Origin of the sequence: Nesterenkonia muleiensis (assembly GCF_003600155.1) — a bacterium.
Lineage (GTDB): Bacteria > Actinomycetota > Actinomycetes > Actinomycetales > Micrococcaceae > Nesterenkonia > Nesterenkonia muleiensis.
Map to the genome: position 1 here is coordinate 1 of NZ_QWLD01000019.1, position 6,776 is coordinate 6,776.

The 6,776-nt window shown below is 48.7% G+C and carries 6 protein-coding genes and 1 pseudogene; 2 read left to right on the forward strand and 5 right to left on the reverse strand.

Translation table 11 applies throughout. From position 1 onward, the window contains the following. Together DVO78_RS06780 and DVO78_RS18365 are read left to right on the forward strand one after the other, a co-directional pair. The coding region (locus DVO78_RS06780) for an IS1634 family transposase (protein WP_420799065.1) at positions 1–679 on the forward strand (679 nt) is incomplete at its 5' end. 54 nt (positions 680–733) lie between these two features. Then, positions 734–1,021, forward strand: a pseudogene (locus DVO78_RS18365) (DUF4143 domain-containing protein); the annotation flags it as partial. Between the two features lie 27 nt (positions 1,022–1,048). Here DVO78_RS18365 and DVO78_RS06790 read toward each other — a convergent pair. The 5 genes from DVO78_RS06790 to DVO78_RS06810 all read right to left on the reverse strand — a co-directional run bounded on the left by DVO78_RS06790 (position 1,049) and on the right by DVO78_RS06810 (position 6,617). Beyond that, positions 1,049–2,101 carry an alcohol dehydrogenase catalytic domain-containing protein gene (locus tag DVO78_RS06790; protein WP_120004067.1) on the reverse strand — a complete coding sequence of 351 codons (1,053 nt, stop codon included), beginning with the start codon at positions 2,099–2,101 and terminating at the stop codon, positions 1,049–1,051. A gap of 180 nt (positions 2,102–2,281) precedes the next feature. Continuing rightward, the gene (locus DVO78_RS06795; RefSeq protein ID WP_120004068.1) at positions 2,282–3,346 is read right to left on the reverse strand and encodes a threonine aldolase family protein; all 1,065 of its coding nucleotides are present in this window, start codon (positions 3,344–3,346) and stop codon (positions 2,282–2,284) included. Between the two features lie 62 nt (positions 3,347–3,408). Further along, the gene (solA, locus tag DVO78_RS06800) at positions 3,409–4,542 is read right to left on the reverse strand and encodes an N-methyl-L-tryptophan oxidase (protein WP_120004069.1); all 1,134 of its coding nucleotides are present in this window, start codon (positions 4,540–4,542) and stop codon (positions 3,409–3,411) included. 40 nt (positions 4,543–4,582) lie between these two features. Then, positions 4,583–6,091 carry a tripartite tricarboxylate transporter permease gene (locus tag DVO78_RS06805; protein WP_120004070.1) on the reverse strand — a complete coding sequence of 503 codons (1,509 nt, stop codon included), beginning with the start codon at positions 6,089–6,091 and terminating at the stop codon, positions 4,583–4,585. Positions 6,092–6,107: 16 nt separating this feature from the next. After that, the gene (locus DVO78_RS06810; RefSeq protein WP_120004071.1) at positions 6,108–6,617 is read right to left on the reverse strand and encodes a tripartite tricarboxylate transporter TctB family protein; all 510 of its coding nucleotides are present in this window, start codon (positions 6,615–6,617) and stop codon (positions 6,108–6,110) included. Positions 6,618–6,776: the final 159 nt, after the last annotated feature.

The window sequence follows — 6,776 nt, forward strand, 5'->3', positions numbered from 1 at the left end:
AGTCGGCAAAATGCCCAAAGGTCTCAAAGCGCACTTGGACGCTGTCGGTGACCCCGTCAAGGAAGGCTGGACTACCAGTATTGACGAGAAGCTGCGAGCGAACTCCTCGAAGCAGTGGCGCACGGTGTATCACTACTCGTGGAAGCGGTTCTACCGGGACCGGCAAAACCTGAATAAGCAGATCTTCCGGGCCCAAGACATCGCCGCTGGTAAACGCTCGATGGCCAAAGCGCGGTTCGTCACCGTCCAGGGCAAAGATATCGGTATCAACGAAGACGATATCGCCCGGGCCAAGAAGCTGTTGGGCATCAAAGGCTACGTCACCTCAGCCAGCGAAAAGCTACTGAGCAACAACGAGGTCGTTGCTCACTACCACGCGCTCTATGAGGTCGAGGCCAGCTTCCGGCTGGCTAAGCATGACTTAGAGGCCCGCCCGATATTCCACCAGCACAAGGACATGATCGAAGCTCATCTGACCATGGTCTTCGCCGCTCTGGCCGTAGCCCGCTACATCCAGACCGCCACCGGACTGTCCCTGCGGCGGGTCCTTGACATGCTGCGTCCCCTACAGGACGGAATCGTTCATACCGGGACCAAGCGCATCCTGATACCTGCCGAGATCACCCCGGAAGCACAAGGCCTCCTCCAAGCCCTAAACAACGAAGATCTCACGCACTAACGATGAACCAACTCGGGAGATCCGGCTGGCCAAAAAATCTCGTCGAATCAGGGCATACAGGCGCCCGCTGGAGAGCTCAACGCTGAGGCGGTCGCTCGGACTGCCGATAGTGACCCACGCACAGTCCAGCGTTATCTGGATATTCTGGAACGCAGATTCCTAGTCCACGAACTAAAGAATCTGCAGCTGCCCAAGAAGAAGTCCACTAGGAGCACCGCCAAAGCATACCCAGTAGATATTGCCCTCTCCCCTGCGGTTCTCAACCTGAAAGCTGTGGAGGACGCTGACGATATGATCCGAGGTGGGCTGCTCGAAGCATTTGTGGTCCAGCAGACCCGTGCTGCGCTACAAAGCCTAATTGTCCAATTATCAGATGGTAAGGACAGCTTTCAGAACACTTCGATTATCCATCATGCGGTACCCATGCGCGACTTCCTCCAAGCCGAACGTCTTGTCGAAGAGCGGTGCTGGGTCGAGAGCACCGGAGAGCACATCTGTTAATAACTCGGGAATATATGCTCGCGCTGGAGCGATGCCGCCTGCAATTTTGATGTTACGGCGAAACATTCCAAGTAGAGGGACTCCCCCTTCCACCGCATGCGGTACCCCAACATAAGAAATCACCCCACCATCACGCACTGCCCCTATTGCAGTCTCCCAAGCGCCTACGGTGCCAACGGCTTCAATCATCTTTGGAACGCCAGCTGGCAAGATGCTGCGAACTCCCGCGATCGCCGCTTCGCCACGTTCGGACACCACATGAGTTGCGCCGAATATACGTCCGAGATCAGTTCGGCCCTTGTGGCGCCCCAGAAGCACAATGCGCTCCGCTCCGAGACGCTGAGAGGCTAAAACTGCAGAGAGCGCCACAGCTCCATCTCCAATAATGACGATGTCGTCTCCTGGGCCCACCTCAGCGCTCACCGCAGCGTGGTGCCCTGTCGAAACCACATCCGAGAGTCCGAGTAGGCCAAGTAAGAGATTCTCCTCGGCCTTACCATCGGTGCCCTGGAGCTGGGGCACCGTGACTAGCGTGCCATCCGCAAACGGGATGCGTGCAGCTTCCGCTTGTCCTCCATCATCAGTGGGGGTCCCCCAGAGCCCACCCTGAATACAGGAGGTGGGTAGACCTTCGACACAGAATTCACAGACGCCGTCGCTGTATTTAAAAGGCGCAATGACAAAGTCGCCCCGATTCACCGTTCTCACATCGTCGCCGATATCCTCGACCACACCGATAAATTCGTGTCCAATAGGTGAAGGCGTCGGGCCCTCAGCGATCCCGCGGTACCGCCAGAGGTCCGAGCCGCAGACGCAGGAGCGGACTATGCGAACTACAGCATCCGTAGGATCCGCAACTTTCGCGTCGGGGACGTCATCGACACGTATGTCATGCGCACCATAAAGAACAGCAGCTTTCATATCAGTATTATCCTCTTTGTCTTATCCGGCTGCACCAGGGATCTTTGGGACGGGGAATTAGCGGCTCGTACCAGTCAGCACAGGATTAATCCAACGTGCCTACGGAACAGAGTCCATCAGAGCGATTCTTTCAGTTCACACCGCAGCATGGCGTCTTGAGCTTGTCAAGCTCCCATAAGACTAGCCTTCTGCAGGAAAGTTAGTCGGCGAACTAGCCGCGAGGGTCTCAATAATCACCGAACAGGCCAACTCGATATCTTCATGAGAAACCGATCGATGTGCAACTAAACGCACTTGGTCAGAGCCAATCTTCTTTACGAGCACATGACGCCGGGCGAGCTGCTCAATGAAATCATCGATGGACATCTTGCCAGTAGAAACAGAAAAGCTAACGATATTACTCTGTATTGGCGAATTATTCAGGGCAATATGCGGTACATCACTCAGCGAGTTGGCGATCTTTCTTGCTTTAATTCTATCTGAAGAGACCTTGCGCCACTCAGGTAGCGCAAGAAGCGCAGGAGCTGCAAGCAGTCCCGTATGGCGCATGCCGCCTCCGAATCTCTGTCGAGCTCTTCTAGCACTACTGATGAAGCGGCGGGAACCCACTAAAACGGAACCTAACGGCGCCCCTAAACCTTTATTCAGACAAAACTGAACAGCATCGACATACTGGCAAATATCAGCTAACTCCACCCCTAAAGCTTCAGCAGCATTAAAGATCCGAGCCCCATCCATGTAGATCGGAAGATCGTATCTCCTGGAGATACTATGAATCTCACGTAGATTCTCTAAGGAAGGAACATAACCCGCGTTCAAGTCATAAGTGGACTCCAGACTAATTAGCCCTGTAGCAGCAACTTGGAGTTGAGCCTCTCGAATCGAGGCTTCAAGCGCGTCAGCATCATAGATGCCCTGATGGACAGGGGTGCAACGTATCTGAACTCCAGAGTTAGCGGCTAAACCCCCTGCTTCCAGATTTCTAATATGTGACGCATGACCCAATAAAACTTCTTGCCCAGGCTGAGTAAAAACGGCAACCGAGATTTGATTGGACATTGATCCAGAAGGGGTCAGCAAGGCTGACTCCATTCCTATCATTTCAGATGATTTAACTAGCAGAAGATTTGTAGCCTGGTCCTCTTCCAACAGATCGTCTCCAAAATACAGCGACTCAAGTCGGCGCAACATCTCATGAGTAGGCTGAATTGCAGTGTCGCTACGTAAATCGATTAAACTATTCATATCAACCTAATAACATTAACGCTAGACATAAAAATTAAAGTATCAATATTTCATCGAGTATATTACTCTAGAAAATTATCACTTCTACGGTAATTAGACATATCAAAATCGGAATTAATTCCCATCGCCAAGCATGCACCGATCTCTCCAATAGCAGGTGAAAATTTAAATCCATGACCAGAAAAAGCCGCTAATATTATAACATTATCTGACTCTGGAGCAGTTTGAATAATAGGACGTGAATCATCCACATAGGCTTCAAAATAACTTGAAATACGAATAGGTTCAGGATTCAAAGACGGAATACAATTATTAAGGAGCTCATCAAAAGGGGCAAGATCCCCCAGCGACACATTACGCTCGCCAACGTCTGGATTATCAACCACCAGATGATCTAACGGAGAAACACCCACTTTGACACTCACTCCGTCAGGTGAAGGTACCCCATAAGCATGCTTAGGAGCCAATCTAATAAATGGCAATCGATGAGCAGAAGAATCTCCGCGCTTAATAGGGTACCAGGCAGAAATAAGACGGCGAATCTGGATAAAATCAGCAAGACGGGGAAGAAACTCTGTCACCCATGGGCCAGTAGATACTATCACACGATCGAAACGATGCTTAGCTCCTTCTACTACGAGAGTAACACCCCAATCATCTGGAACAATTTCCTGAACTTTAGTGCGACGATGGACGGTGGCCCCATTGGCTTCAGCAAGACTCACTGCAACCTGAATTGTAAGCTCTGGTCTGATAAAACCAGCATATCGATCATAGATCGCCACATCGTCGGAATCCATAGCAAACTGAGGAAAGCGTTCAGCCGCCTCAAATCGATCAAGCAATTCATGATCCAGGTCATACTCTTTAGCCGTCGCGATGGCATTCTTGACAGTCTGATGACTCGAAGGCCCCATCAAGACACACCCGCTTAACTCTCTCAGAGCAATACCGGATTCAGTTTCCAACTCTTTGAAGAGTTCGTCTGCACGCTTCAGAATGGGGACGAAATCCTGGTTCCCAAACTGGATGCTTCGGAAAATACGGGACTCGCCTCCCGCTGCCCCTCGATCATGTCCAGTGTCGAATTGTTCAAAGCCTACGACCTCAATATCTTTCTCCTCCGAAAGGGACTTTAAGGCCTGTGCGCCCATGGTGCCCAGTCCAACAACACCAATACGTGTTTTTGAAGTCACTTTAAACCACCTTAAATATTCTAACTATCAATTATTAAGATTACTGACGAGCAGAAGACTTACTTCTCTTCTTTGACAACATTGACAAAAGCGGTGGGCCAACTAATGTCACTGCAACTAAGGACCATATAGACAGAGCTAATGGGGAACTAACTAGATAACTAATATCACCTTGTCCAAGCTGCATTGAGCGAATAAAATAACGCTCAATCAATGGCCCAAGAACTAACCCAACCAATAAGGATGCCAAGCTGAAATCATACTTTCTTAGAAAATATCCAACGATCCCCAGAACTAACATAATCCAAAGATCAATCATATTGGAATTAATGCTGTATACTCCAATAACACCAAGGACTATCATCACAGGGATTAACAGCCACTGTGGAGCCCGAAGAACCTGAACCCAGACACCTATCATTGGTAAATTAAGTATCAGCAGGATAACATTAGTGACAATGACTCCTCCGATAATTGACCAGAAGAGATCGGGTTCACTAGTCATAACCAGGGGCCCCGGTTGGATACCATGCACCATCATCGCTGATAACAGAAAGGCAAGAACAGCTGAGAATGGTAACCCTAGGAGCAGGACGGGAACCAAGCTTCCAATTGCCGCTCCATTATTTGCAGCCTCAGGACCAGCTAGCCCTTCTACAGCCCCCTTACCGAACTGAGACTTATTCTTTGAAATGGATTTTTCAATCCGATAAGAAGTGAATGTTGATAATGTCGCAGAAGGCACCGGTAAAAGACCAAAGATGAATCCCACAAAAGATCCTCGCCACCATGGGAAAAATGATCTTCTAAGTTCGTTTTTATTTGGAACTAATTCACGTAAAGGCACAGGCGGGGGTCGTCTGTATCGATTCTCGCCTTCAAGCATGCGCATCATTTCACTAATGCCATACAACCCGATCGCTACACTCGCAAGTCCTACTCCCAGAGAGAGGTCCATATGGCCGAAAGTGAAGCGGTTTAGTCCCGATGAAGTATCGAGGCCCACCGTACCCAATCCAAGACCTATACACATCGGAAGCAAGCCCTTAGCTAGACTTCCGCCAGTGATGCGGGATAGTACAAGGAGGCCTCCAGCAGTTAGTGCGAAATAGTCAACAGCACCGAAGTTCAAGGCTACACCAGCTATCCAGCTAGCAGTAAGAACAAAAATTATAATAGCGACGATCGTGGCAAAAAATGATCCCATGGCGCTAATAGCTAAAGCTGCACCAGCTCTGCCATTTTTGGACATTGGATGGCCGTCAAAAGTCGAGACAATCGACGAGGACTCGCCTGGGATGTTCAGGAGTATTGAAGCCGTTGATCCTCCGTATTGTGCCCCGAGATAGATACCTATGATCATAATAAGGCCAATAGCGGGGTCAAGCGTAAAGGTGATCGGAAGAATAATTGCAGCACCTGCCACTGGTCCAAGTCCAGGAAGCGCACCTACTAATGTCCCAGCGAATGCCGCGAACAAAGCAGCTAAGAGCAGGGTAGGGTGTATGGCAGCAAGAATCCCATCTGTTAATAATGAGAAAGTATCCATAGTGATATGTCCTTATTTACCAAAATCCTTGAGGAAAACGGACTCCTAAAAACTCAATAACTATATATGAAAGCGTGACAGAAATTATGGCACCAAATGCAATTGATTTTATAATATTTAAATTTCCTATTACAAAAAATATATATGATACATACAATGTTCCGGCTATATAGTTGCCGAGCGCCGGCAGCAATAAAATATAAATAACGGTCGATAAAAAGAATTTAGCTATCTTCTTTTTGCCATCTCTGTCCAAAGGCGCCATCGCGACTTCATGATCTTTTTTGATGAAACTTTGAACAATCACTAGTATTGAAGAAATTATCAGTAAAATAGCAATTAACAATGGGTAAATCCCTGGACCTGGCCGCGACTGGCTTCCGGCGGGAAGCTGAAAAGCTTGCCAGAAATAAATACTCGCGAAAACAAGAGTTGCTATTCCTATAAGCAACTCACCCCACTGAATTCCAAGGTTCAAATTACCCTGGCTAGTTACATTGCTCGCTACGCCTGTTGAACTAGTCATAACTACCCCGGAAGATCCTACGTTTTGGATTTGCCATTTTGTAATAATTCATGCACCTATTCTTACTCAAGTCGACCTTCTAATAGTCCAATAACTTCTTCGGTAGCTTGATAGGTGTCTTTATACCATTCTTCAAGATCGTCTCCGAATAGAGGTGCC